This is a genomic window from Flavobacterium seoulense, assembly GCF_000695795.1.
GTDB classification, from domain to species: Bacteria; Bacteroidota; Bacteroidia; order Flavobacteriales; family Flavobacteriaceae; genus Flavobacterium; species Flavobacterium seoulense.
The window spans coordinates 333,332-354,004 of record NZ_JNCA01000001.1 but is presented as its reverse complement, the minus strand read 5'-3'; the positions used below and the strand labels follow the sequence as shown (position 1 = coordinate 354,004).

The following is a 20,673-nucleotide window of genomic DNA, read 5'->3' as shown; positions in this document are numbered from 1 at the left end:
GCAACCTTATTTTTTATTAATCTTTATGAAAAAAACAATAATGGCAATTAGTTCTGCGCTTTTACTTGGTGGTGTGGCCACTGCTCAAAAAATAGCTTTCGAAGAATATAATCTGGACAATGGACTGCATGTTATCTTACACCAGGACAATAGCGCGCCCGTTGTAATTACTTCGGTGATGTATCATGTAGGTTCGAAAGATGAAAATCCAAATAAAACCGGATTTGCTCATTTCTTTGAACATTTATTATTCGAAGGAACTAAAAATATCAAAAGAGGCGAATGGTTTAATATTGTAACTGCTAATGGAGGCATAAACAATGCCAACACATCTGATGACCGAACGTATTATTATGAAGTTTTTCCTTCTAATAATTTAGAATTAGCACTTTGGATGGAATCCGAAAGATTAATGCATCCTGTGATTAACCAAATTGGAGTTGATACCCAAAAAGAAGTCATCAAAGAAGAGAAAAATTCTCGTTACGACAATCAGCCTTACGGAAAAATAATTCAGGCTGTTAAAGAAAATCTATTCATCAATCATCCGTATCGCTGGACAACCATTGGTTCTACCGAACATTTGAATTCTGCCAAACTGGAAGATTTTAAAGCTTTTAATCAAAAATTCTATGTTCCTAACAATGCAGTTTTAGTTGTCGCTGGAGATTTCGAACAAAAACAAGCCAAAGAATGGATTCAAAATTATTTTGGCCCAATAAAAAAAGGCACTTCAATACAAAGAGAAACTTTTGTTGAAAAACCAATAACCGAAACCATCAAAGCCACTCACATTGATCCAAACATCCAAATCCCTATGTTAGTTACAGCTTATCGCACGCCATCAATGAAAAGCAGAGATGCCCGTGTTTTAGATTTCATTTCAGCCTATTTAAGTGATGGAAAAAGTTCGAAACTCTACAAAAAAATAGTCGACAACAAGAAAATAGCCTTGCAAATTGGAGCTGTAGGTTTCAATCAGGAAGATTACGGAATGTACATTTTATATGGTTTACCAATGACTAATTTCACCAACAAAGATTTGCTGAAAGAAATTGACGAAGAAATCGTTAAAATTCAAACCGATTTGATTTCTGAAAAAGATTATCAAAAACTATTGAATCAGTTTGAGAATCAATTTGTGAACGAAAATTCAAGCGTAGAAGGAATTGCCGAAAATTTAGCAAAATACTATTTACTTTACGGCGACATCAACCTGATCAACAACGATATTGATATCTATCATTCCATAACGAGAGAAGAAATCAGAAGCGTTGCTCAAAAATATCTTAATCAAAACCAACGTCTGATATTAGATTACATTCCTACTCCTGAAAAAAACGAAAACTAAGTCCTTTCGAATCATGAAAAAATCAAGCTTTTTATTTATTCTAATTTTAGTCACCGCAATCATGCAAGCACAAGAACGAAAACAACCTACAGCCGGAAAACCGCCTGTAGTCAACATAAAAAAACCACAAAGTTTTACTTTATCTAACGGACTCAAAGTAATGATTGTTGAAAATCACAAATTACCTAAAGTAACTTTTAACCTTACTATTGACAATCCGCCTTTTGCCGAAGGAGACAAAAAAGGAGTCGACGATTTATGCAGCAGCCTAATAGGAAACGGAAGTACTAAAATCTCAAAGGAAGATTTCAATGAAGAAATTGATTTTATGGGAGCCTCTATTTCTTTTAGCTCTAATAGCGCTTACGGAAGTTCTCTTTCTAAATTTTCAAAACGCACACTGGAACTTTTGGCTTATGGCGCTTTAGACCCAAAATTCACACAAGAGGAATTAGACAAAGAAAAAGCAAAAGCAATCGAAGGATTACGTTCTCAGGAAAAAAGTGTTTCGGCAATTGCTAATAGATTAGTTAATGCGTTATCTTATGGAAAAAATCATCCTTCGGGCGAATTCACAACTGTAGAAAGCTTATCTAAAATCACATTAGAAGACATTGTAAAGAATTACAACACTAATTTTGTCCCTCAAAATGCATATTTAGCAATTGTGGGAGATATAAAATACGACGAAATCAAGCCACTTGTTGAGCAACTTTTTGGTTCCTGGAAAAAAACTACAACTTCTAAAACAATCTATCCTGATCCGGAAAATGTAAAAACAACTCAAATTAATTTTATTGATGTTCCTAATGCTGTTCAGTCCGAAATTTCATTGGTTAACACCTATACATTAAAAATGAATGATAAAGATTTTTTCCCGGCAGTAATTGCCAGCTACATATTAGGTGGCGGTTTTAACAGCTACCTCAACATGAACTTAAGAGAAGCTCACGGATGGACTTATGGCGCCAGCACAAATATTGGCGCAGGAAAATATGTAACCAGTATAAGATCGTCATCAGCGGTAAAAAATAATGTGACAGATAGCGCTGTTGTCGAATTTGTAAAAGAAATCAAGAGAATACGAACCGAAAAAGTAACTACTGAACAATTAGACAATGCAAAAGCAGGTTACATTGGCCGATTCGTAATGAAAGCCGAAAAACCGGAATCGGTGGCCCGATATGCACTAAACATTGAAACCGAAGATTTACCAGCTGATTTTTACGAGAATTACATCAAAACCATCACTGCTGTTACTAAAGAAGATGTATTGGCTGCAGCCAACAAATATTTCCTAATTGACAATTCGCGAATAATTATAGTCGGCAAAGGCAGTGAAGTGATTCCAGGATTAGAAAAACTCAACATTCCTATTTCTTATTTTGACAAATACGGGAATCCAGTAGAAAAACCAGTTTATAAATAAAAAAGTTAGAAGTTAAGAGTTATGAGTTAGAAGTTCACACCGTTTAACTTATAACTCTTAACTTTACCTTCTGGCACTCAAATAAACTCCGATTAAAATAATAAAAGCTCCAAAAAACTGAATTGGCGTTAGAACTTCGTTGTCTAATAATCCCCAAAAGAAAGCCACAACAGGAATTAAATAAGTCACTGATGCCGCAAAAACAGGCGAAGCAATCTGGATTAATTTAAAGAATAAAATATTAGCAACTCCTGTTCCTAAAACACCCAGAATCAAAATAAAACCAACTGATGTTTGGGTTTTTACCAAATGAATTTGCTCCGGGAAACCAGAAAAAATCAAGATTAACATTGCAGGAACTAAAAGAACAACAAAATTCCCTGTAGTTATGCTCACCGGACTTACATCAGATAAATATCGTTTTATCAAATTTACATTGGTAGCATAACAATAAGAAGCCAAAATAACTACCAAAGTATAATAATAATTCTGCTCCGGATTATTTAGCGCTCCATTGTAAACCAAAAGCAAACTTCCAATAAGCCCTATCAAAACACCTAAAAGCTGTTTTCTTTGAAAACTGATCCCAAAAAACAAAACCCCAATTATTAAGGTATTCAAAGGCGTAAGAGAATTTAAAATAGAAGTAACCGAACTATCTAATTCCGTTTGAGCAATTGCAAAAAGGAAAGCCGGAAAAAAAGTTCCAAAAAGAGCAGTGATAGCAATGTATTTCCATTTAAATTTAGGAATAAGAAACAAACTTTTGAATCCAATTATCAGCAGAAAAAAGGAAGCAAAAATAATTCGCAGCGAACCTACCTGAATCGCCGATAATCCCAACAATCCCTTTTTTATCAAAATAAAGGAACTTCCCCAAATCAAGGCAAGAACCAGTAAATAAAACCACTTTATTTGTTTGGATTCCATATCACTTCCACTCCAGCGTTTCCATTAAACGCTGCATATCATTTTTAATATAACTTGCTGCCGGCATAATCGAATCGAAATTAGGCTTAGCATAAAAATAAACCGAAGCAGTTATGAAATGTTTCGTACTATCAGTAACATAAAATTGCGAATTGGTCGCCGCATTTCCATCTACCTGATAAAACATTCCGTATACTTTTTTTTGTGTATTCAAATATGGCTGCTCTAAAATATCATCAGCTTTTATTACGTGTTCAAAAGTGAGTTTTTGAGCATCACGCAACAACTTATTGATATTATTATTTACGGGTTTATAAGTCAAATAAATAGTCGCTTTCATCTTAGGATACGAAATCGTAAAACCACAATCTTTCTCTCCTTTTATAATCGCTTTCGAATTCATCTCAAAAGTAAACGGACATTTATTTTCAAAATTAGCATATTCAGCCATAGGATAATCTAATCGCAAATAACTCGCAGGCTTAGGCAAAACTTCCTTTTTACAACCCGAAAACAACAATAATCCCAAAACACCAATTACAAAAAAGACGGTTTTATAATTCCCTTTTTTATTAGCACATTTTAAATTAAACATCAATAGCAACTTTTATCTGTTTGATACGTTTTTTATCTACAACCTCAATGGTAAACAAGCAATTTTCAAAAGCAATTTTTTGTCCTTTCCCTGGAAAATTTCCTGAAATTTCAAGAATAAATCCCGCTAAGGTTTCTGCTTCTCCTTTTTGCTCTTCGAATAATTCTTCATTTACATCAACAATTCGATAGAAATCCTTAAGATTTATTTTCCCTTCAAAAAGGTACGTTCTGTCATCAATTTGAGAGAAATTAATATCCTCATCATCAAATTCATCACTAATATCACCTACAATCTCTTCGATTACATCTTCTAAAGAAACCAATCCCGAAGTTCCGCCATATTCATCCACGACAATAGCAAGATGACTTTTCATGGACTGAAAATCCTTTAATAGATTGTCTAACTTTTTATTCTCAGGAACAAAAAATGCTTCTCTGACCAAAGTTGTCCAATCGAATTCGACTTTATCAATATATGGCAATAAATCTTTAACGAATAAAACGCCTTCAATTTGGTCAATATTATCCCTATAAACAGGAATTCTAGAATAACCTTTTTCTATAATTTTAGTACATATTTCGCCAAATGATTCGGTAATTTCCAATGCAAAAACATCAATTCGAGGACTCATTACCTGTTTTGTATCAGTATTTCCAAAAGAAACAATTCCTTCTAATATTTTTTGTTCATCAGTCGAAGTTTCATCCGTTGCTGTAAGTTCTAAAGCCTGCGAAAGTTGATCAACAGAAAAAACGGTTTTTTGTTTCCCTAATTTATTATGCAAATAAATCGTTGCTGACCGCATAGGAATACTAATTGGAGCCAAGCAATAACTCAAAAAAGAAATAGGATAAGCCGTAAATTTTGCAAATTTCACACTATTTCTACTTGCATAAACCTTTGGCAAAACTTCTCCAAAAAGCAACAATAAAAAAGTGATAAATATAACTTCGACAACAAACTTTAAAAATGAAGAATTAATTCCCGAAAACAAATCGGAAGCCACAAAAAAGAACAAAAGAATTACTCCTAAATTGATAAAATTATTAGCCACAAGAAGTGTTGCCAATAACTTTTTTGGCCTTTGTAACAATCTGGAAAGAATTTTTCCTATCGAAACATTTTCCTGTATTGTATCATCGATGTCTTTTTGCGACAGCGAAAACAAGGCTACTTCGGCACCTGAAACTATTGCTGAACAAAACAACAATACAAATATCCCGACAAAACCTAACAATAGATCTAAATCTAAAGTATAAACGAAATTCAAACTGGGCTCTGGGTCCAAATTAAAAAAGATTAGTTAAACAATTAAAAAGGTAAGTCATTAATAGGCAAACCTTTATTTGGCGAATCAAAATTAGTATTTTTTGTAGCATCTGAATTAGTCTGCTGCCTGTTGTTATCAGCATCTTTTTTAGTTGATAAAAAAGTAAATTCCGTTACCTGGATTTCAGTTGTATGTTTCATCGAACCATCTTCTGCCTGCCATTGACGGGATTTAATTCGTCCTTCAACATAAATCTTATCTCCTTTTGACAAATACTTTTCACACATTTCAGCAGCTTTATTACGCACTACAAGATTATGCCATTCGGTCGAAGTGATTTTCTCATTGGTAACCTTATTAATATACACTTCATTTGTAGCCAATTGAAATCGCCCAATGCAATTTCCCGCATCAAAATAGTGCATTTTAACATCATCACCTAAATGACCTATTAGCATTACCTTATTTAGTGTTCCGTTCATTACTGTATAATATGTGGTATTTCTACCAAAGATACATTTTTATAAGTTTTAATTCTATTCTGATTCAATAAAATTATGAATCACAATCGGGAAAGGATATTGTTTTAATTCTTCTTTAGTGATTCCGTTTGCTACTTTGCCTTTTACATTCAATTTCCAGAATTTAATATGCAAATGCTGATGCGATAATTTATGCACAATACTTTTTTCATTGCAGGCACGCATACTTATAATAGGATTGTTCAAAAAAGATTCTTTCTGTACAGCATCCGACACAAATTCGAAATCCTCTTCTTTTTCAGTTTCAATCAAAGGAAACTCATATAAATTATGCCAGATTCCTTTTGCTGTACGCTTTTGAATTAAAGTTTTTTCATCAGCATCCGAAAGCATCATATAATTAAAGTATCGATTTCTCACTTTCAATTTCTTTAATTTCACCGGCAACTGATCTACTTTCTTTTTTTGCAAAGCCACACAGCTTGTATTAAAAACACATATTTGACAATCGGGATTTTTAGGCACACATTGCAAAGCACCAAATTCCATTATAGCCTGGTTAAAAATAGCAGGATTATCTTTTGGCATTAATTCAAAAGCCAGAGCAGCAAATTCTTTTTTGGCGGAAGCCGAAGCAATATCAGTTTCAATATCAAAATAACGGGAAAGCACCCTAAAAACATTTCCATCTACAACCGGCACCGCTTCGTTATAAGAAAATGAAGCAATAGCTGCAGCCGTATATTCGCCTACACCTTTCAACTGCAACAACTCTTTATATGTAGGCGGAAAAACTCCGTTTAATTCAGTCGCTATATATTGAGCTGTTTTATGCAAATTGCGTGCACGGGAATAATATCCCAAACCCTGCCATAATTTCAAAACTTTTTCTTCATCGGCATTTGCTAAATCAAAAACAGTTGGAAAAGCGGTTGTAAAAGACATAAAATAAGGCATTCCCTGCGCTACTCGCGTTTGCTGAAGCATAATTTCTGAGAGCCAAATTGGGTAAGGATTGGTCGTATTTCGCCAAGGCAAATCACGCTTATTTTCTAAATACCACTTTATTAATAAGTTATAAAAATTCATTATTAAATATTTGTTGACAAAAGTAAAAGTTTATGTAATTAAAATTTAATCAATTAGCTTGAATAATTGTTTTTTAAATTCATATATTTGCACACTCAAAAAAATTATTACAAAATAATAAATAAAGGAAAGAAAATGACGAAAGCAGATATCGTAGCGAAAATTTCAGAAAAGTTAGGTCTTGAAAAAGGTGATGTTCAAGCAACAGTAGAGACTTTTATGGAGGAAGTAAAAACTTCATTAGAAACTGGAGACAATGTTTATTTAAGAGGTTTTGGTAGCTTTATCGTAAAGACAAGAGCTGAGAAAACAGGTAGAAATATCTCTAAGAACACTACAATTAAAATACCTGCTCACAATATTCCTGCTTTCAAACCTGCAAAAGTTTTTGTAGAAGGAGTAAAAACAAATAACGAAGCAAAATAATATTATTAATCATAAAAATCTAAACGATTATGCCAAGTGGTAAAAAAAGAAAAAGACATAAGGTAGCTACTCACAAACGTAAGAAAAGAGCGAGAGCTAACCGTCATAAAAAGAAAAAGTAGTTTTTAACTACTTTTTTCTTTTTAAACGTTCATTGAAATTGAAAAAAGATGAAAGAGAAAAGAAAATAGAATATAGACAAGAAAACGTCTATTCTCTTTACTCTATTCTCTGCTAATCTTCTTTTCACCGGGTTAATACCTGTTCAAAAATATTGTTTAATCCATCTGTAGATAAGATTTTAGATTTTAGATTTCAGATTTTAGATTTTTATTAATCTATACTCTATTTTCTATACTCTATTTTCTGAAAAAACAGATAAAAATTTACAAGGTGAATAAAGAATTAATCATTAGATCTAGTTCTGATTCTGTAGATTTTGCCTTATTAAAAGATGGAAAACTAATTGAATTACATAAAGAAGAAGAAACAAGCAACTTTCAGGTGGGTGATATTTTTATTGCCAAAATCAGAAAACCAGTTGCCGGACTTAACGCTGCTTTTGTAAATGTAGGTTTCGAAAAAGATGCCTTTTTACATTATCACGATTTGGGTCCTAATCTCACTTCCCAACTGAAATTCATAAAACTTGTAAGCGCAGGTAAAATAAAAGATTTCTCCCTAAAAAACTTTCAGTTTGAAAAAGAGATAGACAAAGACGGCACCATTACCGATGTAATCAATGCTAATCAATCTATCTTAGTACAAGTTGTTAAAGAACCAATATCTACCAAAGGACCAAGAATTAGCGCTGAGCTTTCTCTTGCCGGACGTTTTATTGTTTTAGTCCCTTTCTCTGACCGTGTATCTATTTCTCAAAAAATAGAAGACAAAAAAGAAAAAGACCGATTAAAAAAGCTTGTACAATCCATCAAACCAAAAGGATTTGGCGTTATTGTTCGTACAGTAGCCGAAGGCAAAAATACAGCCGAATTAGAAAAAGATTTGCAGAACCTGCTCAGCAGATGGTCTGCAATGTGTAAGAAATTACCAACTGCTCATCATCCCTCAAAAGTATTGGGCGAACTCAACAGAGCTTCCTCAATTCTTAGAGACGTTTTTAACGATACCTTTACCGGTATTCAAATAGATGATGAAGAGTTGTACCATCAAACCAAGGATTACCTGCAAGAAATTGCACCATCAAAACAATCTATTGTCAAGTTTTATCAATCAAACGACACACCTATTTTTGAGAAATACAATATAGAGAGACAAATCAAAACTTCTTTTGGAAAAACCGTTTCCATGAGCAAAGGAGCTTACCTTATTATCGAACACACTGAAGCCTTACACGTAATTGACGTGAATAGCGGAAACCGTTCTAATAAAGCTACTAATCAGGAAGACACAGCCATGGAAGTCAATATGATTGCCGCAGCCGAAATAGCCAGACAACTGCGTTTGCGCGACATGGGCGGTATCATAGTGGTGGATTTTATCGATATGTCCAATCCCGAAAATCGCAAAGTCTTGTTCGACTTCCTGAGGGAAGAAATGAGCGACGATAAAGCAAAACATAAAATCTTACCTCCTAGTAAATTTGGTTTGGTCCAAATTACCAGACAAAGAGTAAGACCGGAAAGAAATATTAAAACCAGAGAAGAAGATCCAAACAATGGAAATGGTGAAATTGAAGCACCAATACTAATCATTGATAAAATCAATGCCGATCTGGAAAGAATTTTAAAAACCCACAAAAAAGTAGTACTCAATGTACATCCGTTTGTGGCTGCTTACCTCAGCAAAGGTTTTCCATCATTACGTTCAAAATGGTTACTTGAACATAAAAAATGGGTGAAAATTATACCACGTGACGCTTACACGTATTTAGAATATCATTTCTTTGACAAAAAAGGAAATGCTATAAAAGACTAAACAAAAAACCGTCCCGAGCTATCGGGACGGTTTTTTTGTGCCTTGTCGCAAAATTTTTTTCTTTTTCAAAAACAAAAACCGCTAAGCTTCTGACACATATCAGAACGAAAAGCGGTTTTTTTAATATAAAAACAATTAAATCTAAGCTGTAGCAAATTTTAAAATTCGGCGTCTTCTTTCGACCAAAATAACGGTGATTAAAACACCTATTAATGACATTCCAATTCCAACCAAATTAGGCGAAGCATAACTAAATCCTGCAATTAAAGGCAAACCTCCTAAGAAAGCACCTAAGGCATTCCCAATATTAAAAGCAGCCTGTATCGCAGCCGAAGCAATCATCTCGGCTCCTACTGCAATTTGAATCATCAGCATTTGAATAGGCGCAATAAGTGCAAATGCAATACAGCCCGTGCAAAAAACTAAAAGCAAACTCACATAAGGATTTGAAGAGAAAAAAAACACCATTGTTAAATCTAAAGCCATCAATAAAAGCAATACAATTAATGTTTTCTCCGGCGAAAATTGATCGGCCAATTTTCCTCCTACAAAATTCCCTACTACCATTCCGGCACCAGCCAATATCATAATATATGGTACATCGGCAGCATCAAAACCTGAAATATCCGTCAATAAAGGAGCAATATAACTAATCCAGCAAAATAAACCACCTACACCAATTGCTGTAATTAAAATAACTAACCAGGCTTCAATTTTCTTAAAAAACTGCATCTGATCTTTAACTGAAACTTCTTCATTAGGAGCTACTTTTGGCATCCAAAAATAGAGCGAAATAAAAGTTATAATACCAAAAATAGCAATCAGAATAAAAGTATAGCGCCAGGAAAAATGATGGCCAATATAAGTTCCAATAGGAACTCCGGCAAGATTAGCAATGGTTAGTCCTGCAAACATAATCGATATCGCCTGCGCTTCTTTACCTTTCTCAGCAAGTCGGCTTGCAACCACAGCACCCACACCAAAAAAAGCTCCATGTGGCAAACCAGAAAGAAACCGGGTAAGAAACAAGAAACCATAACTTGGAACAACAATAGACAAGGCATTAAAAAAAGCAAGCATGGCTGCTAAAATTAATAGTGTTTTTTTAGGAGGATAATTTCGGGCAATAATTACCAATAAAGGCGCACCAATTACAACTCCAAGCGCATAAGCCGAAATTAAATAACCTGCAACAGGAATACTTACCTGCAAATTTGAAGCGATATCCGGCAAGATTCCCATCATTACAAATTCGGTAATTCCTATTGTCAAACCTCCCAAAGAGAGTGAAAGCAAACTTTTTTTCATTTTAATTTAAAAGAGATTATTACTAACGCAGCTTACTTTTTACAACTACGTCTATTTTACATTGCAAATTTATTGCATATAAATGCAAAGAAATTGTAATTTTACAACATAAACTTGCAACTATAGGTTATGAAAAAATTAAATCAGTTTGACACCTTAGTAATTGATGAATTTGAAGAAGATAAATTCCATCTTCCGCGACACAGCCATACCTATTATGAGATTATTTACATCATAAAAGGAAAAGGAATTCATCGTTTAAACAACAACTTACTTCCATATAAATCAGGAGATTTATTTGTACTTTCGACTGATGATGAACATTATTTTGACATAAAACAAACCACTCGTTTTTTCTTTATAAAATTTACCGACACCTATTTTAATTCGAATAAAAAACTTGCCTGCGACGAATTTCTACTTAACACGCCTGAGAATTTCATGCGTGACAAATCGCTTAAAGAAAGTGTACTTAAACTCGACTCTTATTGCGCCAGTATATTAAAAAATACTATTGACACGATTCGAATTTACAATAGCAAAGCCAATATTTCTACTTCACCAATTGTCTTTCATCAAATACTATCGATTTTTGGATTAATAAAAGAAAGTTTGCAACAGCAAAACATAAAAATCACAGGATCAGGAATAGACAACGACCAGATTATCTCCTACATTCATCAAAATATTTATAAACCAAAACTAGTACAGATTAAAACTATTGCCGAGCATTTTTCAATCTCTCAAAGTTATTTTGGCAGTTATTTTAAACGAAATTTTGAAATAAGTTATAGAGAATACTGCAACCAATTACGAACACAATTAATAGAAAAACGGATTTTAAGCAAGCAATTATCCATGAAACAAATCGCTTTCGAATTTGGTTTCACCGATGAAAGTCATCTCTCTAATTATTTTAAAAAACAGCGAAATGTAAAACCTAGTGCGATTAAACAATTATAGTTTATTTCTTCTCGAAATAAAGAAACGTTTCATCAAATCGGCGGCTTCATTTGCCATAACTCCGGAAACGACAATAGTTTTGGGATGTAATTTAGTTCCCATAGTCATAAATCCTCGTTGTTCATCCCGAGCACCAAAAACAATTTTAGTAATTTGGCTCCAGTACAAAGCCCCAGCGCACATTTGGCAGGGTTCTAAAGTCACATACAAAGTACAATCTTTCAGATATTTTCCACCCAAATAATTAGCAGCTGCCGTTATCGATTGCATTTCGGCATGGGCAGTAACATCATTCAGCATTTCGGTCAAATTATGACTTCGGGCAATAACAGTATTATTGACAACAACAATTGCGCCCACAGGAATTTCGCCTTTTTCAAAAGCCATTTCTGCTTCCTGTAAAGCTTTTTTCATAAAATAGTCGTCTGTGAAAATATTTTCCATGAGGCAAAAATACAGCATTCAATTCGTACATTTGCGTTATGCCGGAAAATTTGCTTTCAAACATACAAACTCCCACTGATTTACGCTTACTAGATGAGAATCAACTTCCTCAGCTGGCGCAGGAATTGCGTGATTTTATTATCGATATTATTTCGGTAAAGGAAGGACATCTTGGAGCCAGTTTAGGTGTCATCGAATTAACCATTGCCTTGCATTATGTATTCAACACTCCTGATGATTCGTTGATTTGGGATGTGGGACATCAGGCTTACGGACATAAAATCTTAACTGGCCGAAGAGAAAATTTTCATACTAATCGTCAGTTAAACGGAATATCGGGCTTTCCAAAAAGAAGTGAAAGTGTGTATGATGCCTTTGGCGTAGGTCATTCTTCTACTTCAATTTCGGCAGCTTTAGGAATGGCAATTGCATCCAATTTGAATGGAGATTTCAATAAACAGCATATTGCGGTTATTGGCGATGCTTCTATTGCATCTGGAATGGCATTTGAAGGATTGAATCATGCCGGAGTGACCAATGCTAATTTATTAGTAATTCTTAATGATAACGCCATTGGAATTGACCCAAGTGTTGGCGCTTTGAAGAACTATCTTACTGCAGTAAAAGAAGGCAAAAATCCCCGTCAAAACAACATGATTAAGTCTTTGAATTTTAACTATTCGGGACCTATCGATGGAAACGATATTTTTGCTGTTATCAAGGAATTAAAACGATTACAAAAAATAAAAGGACCAAAATTTCTTCATGTAATTACCACAAAAGGCAAAGGATTACAACAGGCCGAACAGAATCAGGTACAATATCATGCTCCCGGAAAATTTGATGCTCTTACAGGCGAAATCATTCCGAAACCGGAAGAAAATCTTCCTCCAAAATATCAGGATGTTTTTGGCTTGACCGTATTAGATTTGGCACAAAAAAACGAAAAAATTGTTGGAATTACTCCCGCCATGCCTACCGGAAGTTCCTTAAAATTTATGATGGATGCTTTGCCAGAACGCGCTTTTGATGTTGGAATTGCTGAGCAACATGCCGTAACTCTAGCCGCCGGTATGGCAACTCAGGGAATGATTGTTTTTTGCAATATCTATTCAACTTTTTTACAAAGAGCCTATGATCAGGTGATTCACGATGTGGCTTTACAAAATCTGCCTGTAATTTTTTGTCTCGACAGAGCCGGACTTGTGGGCGAAGATGGAGCAACACATCATGGTGTTTTTGACATTGCCTATTTACGTTGCATTCCTAATCTTATTGTTTATGCTCCGTTAAACGAAATTGCTTTACAAAACATACTTTACACTGCTCAATTAGGTTTACAAAACCCTATTGCCATTCGTTATCCTCGAGGCCGTGGTATTATTAACAATTGGAAAAAAGAACATTTTGGAAATTACCAAAATATCGAAATAGGAAAATCACACTGTATTAAAAACGGAAACGAAGTAGCTGTTTTATCTAATGGAACCATTGGAAACAATGTGATTCAGGCATTAGACGAAATTGAAAATCCTGAGCAAATTGCTCATTATGATTTTGCTTTTGTAAAACCATTGGACGAAAAAACATTGCATGAAATTTTCAAAAAATTCAAAAACATCATCACCATAGAAGATGGCACAATTATTGGTGGGTTCGGAAGTGGAATTCTCGAATTTGCCGCACATAACAATTATCAGAACAGCATTCGAACATTAGGAATTCCGGATAATTTTATTGAGCAAGGAACTGTAAATCAATTACAAGAATATTGCGGAATTGATATTAAAACACTAAAATTACTTTTTTTAAGTTATAGTAAGAAGTAATTTGTACAACCCAAATTTCAATTGAATAATGAAACTACAAGACTTCAACAAACTTATAATAGCATTAATTCTCTTAATAAGCACCTCTCTTTTTTCGCAGACAATCAATGATACTATTGCTAAAGATTCTACAAAAACGGCAGTTGTTCCTAAATTAAAGAATATCTCCCGAAAAAATACTATAAAAAAAACACCTGTTCTTGTATTAAACGATACCATTGCAAAAGATTCTGTACGAGAAATTATTGTATCTGTAATACATGATAATTTTTATCGAAAACCAGAACCGCAAAAAATGAAATATACACTTGCAAGAATAGTGGCTATTCCGGAAATTCAAAGAATTGAAGCACACTATTCTCACTGGAAAGGCAAGAACATTTTAGGATTTGATATTTCAGAAATTGCTTTTGTCAACTGGAGTGCCGGTGGAACGAGTTCTATTTCGGGATTACTAAAAGGAGATTTCAACCGAACATACGAAAGGAAATACACTAAATGGGTAAACGAACTTAGTGTGCGATACGGAATGAATAAACAGGACGGAATTGAACTCCGTAAAACCGATGATGCTTTTAGATTCGACTCTACTTTTGGTTACCGAAAAAATCCGGAAAGTAACTGGTACCATTCAGGTAAACTGAATTTTAATTCCCAATTAACTAACGGTTACAAATACCCAAATAAAGACACTCCTATTTCCAGACTATTCGCCCCTGCTTATATGTTTTTAGGAACTGGAGCGGAGTATAGCACTAAAGCAAAAAATCATGTTTTTTATGCCTCTCCTCTTACTTACAAAGCCACATTTGTCTGGGATCAGGAACTGGCTAACAAAGGATCTTTTGGTGTTGAAAAAGCCGTTTTAGATGCCGATGGTAATATTCTTCAAAAAGGAAAAAGATCAAAAAATGAAGTCGGGATATTAATTACTGATCGTTATAAAAAGGAAATTGCCAAAAACGTCATCTTTGTAAGCAACGTCAGTCTCTATTCAGATTACATCAACAAATTCGGAAATGTCGATGTAGACTGTGATTTAGCCCTGAATTTAGTTGTTAACCAATATGTGAAAGCCAACATTGGCACCCGAATTATTTACGACGACGATATTAAAAACAAAATCGAAGTTAACGGAAAACAGGTTACCGAAGGTCCTAAAACCCAGTTAAAACAAGTATTAGGCGTTGGATTGACTTATGCTTTTTAAATTTTAATTCTTTTTGCTTCCGTTTATAGTTTTGTATAATTCCAGTGCATTTCCGTCAGTCAGTAAGGAAACATAATGGCAAATATGCAACAAACGGTCGTAAAGATTTTCTTTTTCCAGATGATGTTTTTCCGGTAACAATTTCAAGATTAATTTATCATAATTAGAAGCCGTACCATTGAATTTATTATCATAAGCGGTAATAAATTTATCCAGCAAGGTTTGGATAATCTGATAACCTACTAACTCTTTTTCGATTACCTCACGGCTTTGGTAAATTTTATCAATACTAATTTTGATAATATCATCCATTTGTGCCTTGTATTTACTTTTATCCATCAAGGCAAAAGGAAATTTTCCTTCTAAAATTACTTCTTCATTTTCGATAAAAATCCTTACTGCATCATTAATTAAGCTACCTATTGCCAAAGCTCTCAAATAACTAATTCGGTCTTCCTTAGTCGTTAACAAATTATATTTGGAAGAATCAATATTGTCTTTTACTAATTTAATCAGGTATTCTAAAGCAAAATCTTCAGATACTAATCCTAAATTAATTCCGTCTTCAAAATCGATAATGGTATAGCAAATATCATCGGCAGCTTCGACTAAATAAGCCAAAGGATGTCTTTCAAAACCAATATCATCTCCTGTTTTATTTGGGATTAATCCCAATTCCTGAGCTACTTCTTGAAAAAAGGCTGCATCCGATTGAAAAAAACCGTATTTTTTATCTGCAATATTAGCTGTTGGTTTCTTAGGCAAACTCTCTTTTGGATATTTCATAAAAGCACCAAGAGTAGCATACGTTAATCGAATTCCTCCCGCAACTCCCGGGCGAGAACTTGAAAGAACAGCAAATCCATTGGCATTTCCTTCAAAATCTACTAAATCCTGCCATTGTTTTGGCGTTACATGTTCCTGATATTTTTTCCCTTTACCAATGGAGAAATATTCGCCAATAGCTTTTTCTCCCGAATGTCCAAACGGCGGATTCCCAATATCGTGCGCTAAAGAAGCCGTAGCCACAATTGCACCAAAATCGTTCATTTGAAAGCCATGAACTTCTTGTAAGTGAGGATATTTTTCAATAATTTTTTTCCCAACCAGACGACCTAAAGAACGCCCTACAACCGAAACTTCTAAACTATGTGTTAATCGGGTATGCACAAAATCAATTTTAGAAAGCGGTATCACCTGAGTTTTATCCTGTAAACTTCTAAAAGCAGCCGAAAAAATAATACGATCATAATCTACTTCAAAACCTAATCGGGTTTCGTCCTGCTCTATTCGTAATCTTTTGCCTGTATCGCCTTGTTTTTTTAAAGATAAAAGTTGTTCCCAGTTCATTTTGATTTCAGATTGTAGATTTATGATTTTAGAACCCAAAAATACATTTTATTTTAGGATTTTTCGAGAACAAGAATTATTAGGATAATAAAAAATTCGGGTTACTAATTTTAGTTTAAAACCAAAACTAATAACCCGAATTGAAAATTTATTATTTAAAAAAACTATTCTTTTAAATAAATATAATTTTTATTAGTATCCAATACAACTGTAAAATTCTCAGTAGTTGATGAACCTCTATAAACATTTACGGTCAACAAAAATTCCTGATCTACTTGAGCATCTGGGAAATTTTTCTTTAAAACGACATTAAAAGCTTTTAACATAGCGTCATCACTCCAACCAGTTGTTCCGCTGGTTCTGCTGAAGTTTCCAAAACTAGTTAAGTTAGCAACTTGATTTACTAAAGTTGTTTCTGATGCTAATCCTGTAGCTGCAGCTGTATAATCGGCAGCTACAAATGTGTATTTGATTATATTGTTAGAAACCCAAACTCCGTTTTTAAATTTAAAATTAAGTGTTTGTGGCGTTGTCAAAGGAATTACTTTCCATTCGTTTCCATCATATTGATATTGCAATAAGGTATCTTCATTTATTCTACTTCCACCTGTAGGTACATACGAATAAACATATATTACTGACTGAATATCTCCGGCATTAGCGAATGGTTTTTCGGTAGATTTCAAGTAAATTGCAATTCGTTTTTCGGCAACGGCCTTATCTGAAAAATTAGCAAATGATTGTCCTAAAGTTGTATAATTGGCTGCAGACAACGTAAATGTGGATTCCCAAGTTAAACTGCTATTCAATAAAAAACTCTTAGTCATAGGAGTAGCTACACTTGAAACATTGTAGTTATACGATAACTTAATTACATTTCCTTTAACCGCTGCCGGAAACTTGGCTTTTAGAAATCTCACAATATCAGCTTCGGTAGAAAAATTTTTAAATCTAGCTATATTTCCTCCCTGACTTGCATAATCATCATCAGAGACTTCATAAGTTGTTGTAGCTGTAATTGTTGCAGTCGGGCGATACATATTGAAATTAACAGCTGCAATAGCTCCTTCAACACGAACTAATTTATTTAGAATAATAGCCGGAATTTTTGCAATAGCATCTTCTTCAGACGGAATTCCTTTGTACTTTTCATAATCATCCGTTTTAGATGTTGGATCAATTGCTGCATAATCAGCATCTACAAGAGTATATTTCAAATCAGTCTTTATAGGACTTGGAATATTTCCTAATTCGTCATAGGTTTTTTCTAATTCACTTTCGCATGAAAGCAATCCTATCGAAAGAGAAAGCAATAAATATTTTAGATTTTTCATAATAATTTATATTAGAAATTAATAATTGAACTGATACTAAACGTTCTTCCTGGGCCATAAAATACCGTTGCTCCCTGAGCCGTTCCGTCATTATCATTAGCTCTGGTAATAAATTCTGTATTGAATACATTATTCATACGTGCAATTACTTTAGCATCCAAATTCAAAATTTTGAATTTGTGTAACAAAGAAGCATCAAACAAATGGAAGCTAGGTACTTTCCAAGGATCTACACCTGGTGATGTACGATTACTCGGATTGAAATCAGCATAATATCTGTCATAATAATTATAATCTACACTGAAACTTGTTTTTGGAGTGACAAAATATCTTGCTCCTAAAGCAGCTGTTGTTTGAGCCGAACGTCCTACAGGAAGATCTTTAATAAATAAATTCAGGTTGCTTATTACATTTTGATCTGAATCGGTAATTACAGCAGTAACATCGTTTTTCCATTTCCAGTCTCCTAATGAAAGCATTCCTGTAAAAGAAAGACCAGTCAATGGACGATATTCAAAATCAACCTCAACACCCTGATGTAAAGCGTCTACACCTAAAATATTGGTAAAAACAGTTTCAACCTCATTGGTTGTAACATTCAAAGCAGTTCTTGTATCTGTTTGTGTTCTGTCATTCCATTGTGTGTAGTATAAATTCACATTAGCTGCAAATTTTGGAAGACGTAATCCATAACCTAATTCGATACTGGTAATTTTTTGATTTTCGGCATCTTTATTCGTTTGATCATTATTATTATTTGCCCAAACTGCTGAGAAATAAGGTGCTCTTTCGAAATATCCAACGTTAGCAAAAATATTATTGTATTCGTTTAAACGATAATTAGCTCCTGCTTTAGCTCCGTACCCAATGAAGTTTACATTATCTGTTTCACGAGTTGGATCAGTACTTAATTTTCTAAAATAATCTACTCTTCTGTAAGTTGTATTCGAACCATTTAAAGCAACAAAAGCAGAAAAATCATCTTTATCATATTCTAATTGCGCAAAACTACCATACCAGTTTACAAAAGCGTCATTGTAGTATCCTATTTTATCTCCTACTCTCGCAGCATTATTAGGATTATTTACATCACTGTTATCTTTATAAAACTGACCTCCTAATAAATCATCCACTTTTTTATACTTGATTCCTTTATAATAACGATAATCTAAACCTCCTATAAAAGTAAAGTGATCATTAATTCGGCTATTCCAGGTACTAATTGCTCCAAGCCAAATATGGTCATTAGCAGTAGTTTGAATAATCGCAGTCGACTCGCCATTAGCCATATTTTCGGCAACAACTCGATCTACATCAACAGGTCCAAATTCTCCAAAACGGTAAGAATTAGGCCCTGTCAATTTTCCTTTATCAGCTCCATCTTCAAAATTCACTCCTCCTTTTCCTGAAGAATAATAAACTGCAGTTGAGATTTTGTTATTATCATTTATCCTCCAGTAATGATTTATTGAGATTAAAGGCTTGTTGAAAAAGTTTTCACTTAGCGCGAACAATTGTCCATTTTTATATCCCCAACCTTTATTTAATTTCACACCTCTATCGCTTGTTCTATAATCCTGAATAGCTAAACGCTCAAAACGTTGTCCGTGTCTTTGTGTTGCTCCAGTTGCAGTAAAAACTAATTTATGATTATCATTAATTCTTTTAGAAATACTGGCAAAATAAGAAACTCCTTCAAATGGAGTTCCATCAACAAATCCGTCACCTGAAATTTTATCAGCATAAACAGTTGCTGCAAATCCATTATTCATTAATCCAGTAGAAAGTTTTACTCCTACTTTTTGATAATTATTATTTCCTGTAGTGTAGCTCACCTGACCACCTTCTTCAGTATCTGTATTATCAGTAATTGTATTTATCGTTCCTCCAATAGACGGAACAGCCACCTTAGATGCTCCTAAACCTCTTTGCACCTGAATTGACGAAGTAACACTCCCTAAACCAGTCCAGTTAGACCAGTAAACTCGTCCACCTTCCATATCGTTCACCGGAATTCCATTGATCAAAACCGCAACATTCTCTGAGTTAAATCCTCTCAAAGTAACTTCTCCATCTCCAAATCCTCCTCCTTCTCTACTCGCGTAAACTCCTGGAACTGATTTTAAGATTTCAACAAATTCCTGATTCCCTAATTTTTCTTCAATATCCTGTTTTTTTATAGTTGAAACTGCCACAGGCGTTTTTCTGTCTACAGCTCTGGATGAAAACACCTGTACTTCTTCTAAATCTAAAGAAGAATCTTCTAAAGTAATCTCAATCGTATTTGAATTATTTGCATCGAAAGCCACTTTTTTTGACACATAACCAATAATAGAAACTAATAATGTTCCTTGTTTTTTAGTTGTACTAAACTGAAAACTTCCTTCTCCGTTTGTAATTCCGCCCTCATTAGTTCCTTCTACTACTACAGAAACACCAATTAGAGGATTTTGTTTTTCATCTTTAATATTTCCTGAAATTAATTTCTTATTTTGCGAATATATATTAGCCAAACTTATCAAGCTTAATACCGCAATTAGTACAATTTTCTTCATTACTTTTTTAGTTAAATTTGAGCTGTAAAACTAGAAATTACAGCTAGAGCGCGAGTTATCTTACTTTTATAAAAACAAACCCAAATCATTAACTAAAAATTAACCAGGTTAACAAAAAGCTTTTAAAAGCTAAAAAACATAACCTTTTAAATACAATGGCTTAATTC

Annotated in this window: 17 protein-coding genes; 7 read left to right on the top strand and 10 right to left on the bottom strand. The window is 33.9% G+C overall.

The genetic code is table 11. The features are described from left to right. Nucleotides 1–25: 25 nt before the first annotated feature. Complete coding sequence (locus FEM21_RS01315) at nt 26–1,351, top strand: M16 family metallopeptidase (protein WP_035656877.1); 1,326 nt, start codon at nt 26–28, stop codon at nt 1,349–1,351. Nucleotides 1,352–1,364: 13 nt separating this feature from the next. Beyond that, complete coding sequence (locus FEM21_RS01310) at nt 1,365–2,780, top strand: M16 family metallopeptidase (RefSeq protein ID WP_051627438.1); 1,416 nt, start codon at nt 1,365–1,367, stop codon at nt 2,778–2,780. A gap of 63 nt (nt 2,781–2,843) precedes the next feature. Here FEM21_RS01310 and FEM21_RS01305 read toward each other — a convergent pair whose 3' ends face one another. From FEM21_RS01305 to mutY, 5 genes are read right to left on the bottom strand one after another with little or no spacing between them, the layout of a single operon-like run. Beyond that, nucleotides 2,844–3,710 carry a DMT family transporter gene (locus FEM21_RS01305; protein ID WP_035656874.1) on the bottom strand — a complete coding sequence of 289 codons (867 nt, stop codon included), beginning with the start codon at nt 3,708–3,710 and terminating at the stop codon, nt 2,844–2,846. 1 nt (nt 3,711) lies between these two features. Continuing rightward, the gene (gene gldD, locus FEM21_RS01300; protein WP_081824619.1) at nt 3,712–4,305 is read right to left on the bottom strand and encodes a gliding motility lipoprotein GldD; all 594 of its coding nucleotides are present in this window, start codon (nt 4,303–4,305) and stop codon (nt 3,712–3,714) included. Further along, nucleotides 4,298–5,596, bottom strand: coding sequence for a gliding motility-associated protein GldE (locus FEM21_RS01295; protein WP_035656872.1), 1,299 nt, complete (start codon nt 5,594–5,596; stop codon nt 4,298–4,300). The genes gldD and FEM21_RS01295 overlap by 8 nt, the downstream gene beginning before the upstream one ends. A 23-nt stretch (nt 5,597–5,619) precedes the next feature. Beyond that, nucleotides 5,620–6,060, bottom strand: a complete 441-nt coding sequence (locus FEM21_RS01290) for a single-stranded DNA-binding protein (RefSeq protein ID WP_035656871.1) — start codon at nt 6,058–6,060, stop codon at nt 5,620–5,622. 54 nt (nt 6,061–6,114) lie between these two features. After that, on the bottom strand, nt 6,115–7,149 hold the full coding sequence (gene mutY, locus FEM21_RS01285; RefSeq protein ID WP_035656869.1) for an A/G-specific adenine glycosylase: 1,035 nt from the start codon (nt 7,147–7,149) through the stop codon (nt 6,115–6,117). A gap of 87 nt (nt 7,150–7,236) precedes the next feature. On the opposite strand from mutY, the gene FEM21_RS01280 reads away from it, so the two are divergent. Together FEM21_RS01280 and FEM21_RS01275 are read left to right on the top strand one after the other, a co-directional pair. Beyond that, nucleotides 7,237–7,575, top strand: coding sequence for an HU family DNA-binding protein (locus tag FEM21_RS01280; protein ID WP_262486540.1), 339 nt, complete (start codon nt 7,237–7,239; stop codon nt 7,573–7,575). A 393-nt stretch (nt 7,576–7,968) separates the two neighbouring features. Beyond that, on the top strand, nt 7,969–9,513 hold the full coding sequence (locus tag FEM21_RS01275; RefSeq protein ID WP_035656868.1) for an Rne/Rng family ribonuclease: 1,545 nt from the start codon (nt 7,969–7,971) through the stop codon (nt 9,511–9,513). A 141-nt stretch (nt 9,514–9,654) separates the two neighbouring features. On the opposite strand, the gene FEM21_RS01270 is transcribed toward FEM21_RS01275, so the two are convergent. Beyond that, a complete protein-coding gene (locus FEM21_RS01270) occupies nt 9,655–10,821 on the bottom strand; it encodes an MFS transporter (protein ID WP_035656865.1) in 1,167 nt (388 codons plus the stop codon). Between the two features lie 129 nt (nt 10,822–10,950). Here FEM21_RS01270 and FEM21_RS01265 point away from each other — a divergent pair, with 129 nt between their 5' ends. Continuing rightward, a complete protein-coding gene (locus FEM21_RS01265) occupies nt 10,951–11,784 on the top strand; it encodes an AraC family transcriptional regulator (RefSeq protein ID WP_035656863.1) in 834 nt (277 codons plus the stop codon). On the opposite strand, the gene FEM21_RS01260 is transcribed toward FEM21_RS01265, so the two are convergent. Beyond that, a complete protein-coding gene (locus FEM21_RS01260; RefSeq protein ID WP_035656861.1) occupies nt 11,779–12,228 on the bottom strand; it encodes a nucleoside deaminase in 450 nt (149 codons plus the stop codon). The genes FEM21_RS01265 and FEM21_RS01260 overlap by 6 nt on opposite strands. A 38-nt stretch (nt 12,229–12,266) precedes the next feature. Here FEM21_RS01260 and FEM21_RS01255 point away from each other — a divergent pair, with 38 nt between their 5' ends. Then, complete coding sequence (locus FEM21_RS01255) at nt 12,267–14,057, top strand: 1-deoxy-D-xylulose-5-phosphate synthase (protein WP_035656858.1); 1,791 nt, start codon at nt 12,267–12,269, stop codon at nt 14,055–14,057. 28 nt (nt 14,058–14,085) lie between these two features. Then, the gene (locus tag FEM21_RS01250) at nt 14,086–15,267 is read left to right on the top strand and encodes a DUF3078 domain-containing protein (RefSeq protein WP_236353485.1); all 1,182 of its coding nucleotides are present in this window, start codon (nt 14,086–14,088) and stop codon (nt 15,265–15,267) included. Nucleotides 15,268–15,270: 3 nt separating this feature from the next. On the opposite strand, the gene FEM21_RS01245 is transcribed toward FEM21_RS01250, so the two are convergent. The 3 genes from FEM21_RS01245 to FEM21_RS01235 form a co-directional block, all read right to left on the bottom strand. Beyond that, nucleotides 15,271–16,617, bottom strand: a complete 1,347-nt coding sequence (locus FEM21_RS01245; protein WP_035656856.1) for a deoxyguanosinetriphosphate triphosphohydrolase — start codon at nt 16,615–16,617, stop codon at nt 15,271–15,273. A 164-nt stretch (nt 16,618–16,781) separates the two neighbouring features. After that, complete coding sequence (locus FEM21_RS01240; protein ID WP_035656855.1) at nt 16,782–17,951, bottom strand: hypothetical protein; 1,170 nt, start codon at nt 17,949–17,951, stop codon at nt 16,782–16,784. Nucleotides 17,952–17,962: 11 nt separating this feature from the next. Beyond that, nucleotides 17,963–20,506 (bottom strand): TonB-dependent receptor, encoded by a 2,544-nt coding sequence (locus tag FEM21_RS01235; RefSeq protein ID WP_035656854.1) that lies wholly within the window; start codon nt 20,504–20,506, stop codon nt 17,963–17,965. Between the last annotated feature and the right edge of the window lie 167 nt (nt 20,507–20,673).

Coding starts and splice junctions, on each gene's coding strand:
- FEM21_RS01260 (WP_035656861.1), bottom strand. CDS start 12,228: ATGGAAAATATTTTCACAGACGACTATTTTATGAAAAAAGCTTTACAG.
- FEM21_RS01270 (WP_035656865.1), bottom strand. CDS start 10,821: ATGAAAAAAAGTTTGCTTTCACTCTCTTTGGGAGGTTTGACAATAGGA.
- FEM21_RS01290 (WP_035656871.1), bottom strand. CDS start 6,060: ATGAACGGAACACTAAATAAGGTAATGCTAATAGGTCATTTAGGTGAT.
- FEM21_RS01310 (WP_051627438.1), top strand. CDS start 1,365: ATGAAAAAATCAAGCTTTTTATTTATTCTAATTTTAGTCACCGCAATC.
- FEM21_RS01250 (WP_236353485.1), top strand. CDS start 14,086: ATGAAACTACAAGACTTCAACAAACTTATAATAGCATTAATTCTCTTA.
- FEM21_RS01315 (WP_035656877.1), top strand. CDS start 26: ATGAAAAAAACAATAATGGCAATTAGTTCTGCGCTTTTACTTGGTGGT.
- FEM21_RS01245 (WP_035656856.1), bottom strand. CDS start 16,617: ATGAACTGGGAACAACTTTTATCTTTAAAAAAACAAGGCGATACAGGC.
- FEM21_RS01235 (WP_035656854.1), bottom strand. CDS start 20,506: ATGAAGAAAATTGTACTAATTGCGGTATTAAGCTTGATAAGTTTGGCT.
- mutY (WP_035656869.1), bottom strand. CDS start 7,149: ATGAATTTTTATAACTTATTAATAAAGTGGTATTTAGAAAATAAGCGT.
- FEM21_RS01265 (WP_035656863.1), top strand. CDS start 10,951: ATGAAAAAATTAAATCAGTTTGACACCTTAGTAATTGATGAATTTGAA.
- FEM21_RS01305 (WP_035656874.1), bottom strand. CDS start 3,710: ATGGAATCCAAACAAATAAAGTGGTTTTATTTACTGGTTCTTGCCTTG.
- gldD (WP_081824619.1), bottom strand. CDS start 4,305: ATGTTTAATTTAAAATGTGCTAATAAAAAAGGGAATTATAAAACCGTC.
- FEM21_RS01240 (WP_035656855.1), bottom strand. CDS start 17,951: ATGAAAAATCTAAAATATTTATTGCTTTCTCTTTCGATAGGATTGCTT.
- FEM21_RS01255 (WP_035656858.1), top strand. CDS start 12,267: ATGCCGGAAAATTTGCTTTCAAACATACAAACTCCCACTGATTTACGC.